We start from the raw sequence: 1,160 nt of genomic DNA, 5'->3' as shown, positions 1-1,160 counted from the left end.
GAGGTTATCGACGAGGTTGTTTGCGTTGCCGCTTGCCCTGTCGATGGAGGCGCATTATAGGGAGCTGAAACTTTCTGGCAAGCAGATAATTGCAAAAAGATGGCTTTCATCAACCGTTCGCTCACAAAGCCACCAATGCGCGTATTAAGCGAACGAAATCAGCCCGCGAAAGGCGCTGAAATGGCAAAATCGTGCAGATTGTCATAAATGGTATCAGCCAGCGTATTGCCCTCATCGGTCACTGCCTTGCCGGTGCGCACCATCACCTTGTGTCCGACCCCGGCATTGATGGCCGCTTTCAGGTCGGAAGGCTTGTCACCCACCATATAAGAATGTGCCATGTCGATGCCGAGCTCCTGTTGCGCCAACAGCAGCATACCGGGTGCAGGCTTGCGGCAATCGCAGGGTGCCCCATGATCCGGATGATGAGGACAGAAATAGATACCATCGAGATCCACATCCCGATCGGCCAGTGACCAGTCCATCCACTCCGTCAGGTTCATGAAGTCGTCTTCACTGAAATAACCGCGGGCGATGCCGGATTGGTTGGTGACCACGATCAGTAGGTAGCCCTTCTTCTTCAACAGTTGCAGGGCTTCGATCACCCCAGGCAGGAAATGGAAGTCGTCTACCTGGCTGACATAACCTGTGTCTTCGTTGATGACACCGTCACGATCCAGAAAAATGGCGGGCTTGCTCACTGGGGACTACCTCAATAAATGATTTTGCAGAGTATCTCATAGGGCATAAGACCCAAAAAGAAAAAGGGGCAGCCGAAGCCACCCCTTTTATGTGTGCAGATAACGAATCGATTAAGCGATTACGCTAGCAACAACACCAGCACCTACGGTACGGCCACCTTCACGGATAGCGAAACGCAGGCCGTCGTCCATTGCGATCGGTGCAATCAGGGTAACAACCATTTTGATGTTGTCGCCTGGCATGACCATCTCTACGCCTTCCGGCAGTTCGATGGTACCGGTCACGTCGGTAGTACGGAAGTAGAACTGCGGACGGTAGCCCTTGAAGAACGGGGTATGACGACCACCTTCTTCTTTGGACAGTACGTACACTTCAGATTCAAACTTGGTGTGCGGCTTGATGGAGCCCGGCTTGGCCAGTACCTGACCACGCTCTACGTCTTCACGCTTCACGCCACG

2 protein-coding genes are annotated in these 1,160 nt (G+C 53.1%); both read right to left on the bottom strand.

Features of this window, described 5'->3' with window-relative positions:
- Window positions 1–158: 158 nt before the first annotated feature.
- A complete protein-coding gene (gene gmhB / locus BN1127_RS20070) occupies window positions 159–701 on the bottom strand; it encodes a D-glycero-beta-D-manno-heptose 1,7-bisphosphate 7-phosphatase (protein WP_042650618.1) in 543 nt (180 codons plus the stop codon).
- Between the two features lie 111 nt (window positions 702–812).
- Window positions 813–1,160 (bottom strand): EF-Tu C-terminal domain-related protein (locus BN1127_RS20065; RefSeq protein ID WP_042650617.1); only part of this gene is annotated, 348 nt, incomplete at its 5' end.

Source organism: Aeromonas media, assembly GCF_000819985.1.
Taxonomy (GTDB): domain Bacteria; phylum Pseudomonadota; class Gammaproteobacteria; order Enterobacterales; family Aeromonadaceae; genus Aeromonas; species Aeromonas media.
The sequence above is the reverse complement of the archived record's forward strand: the minus strand, read 5'-3'. Positions and strand labels throughout refer to the sequence as shown.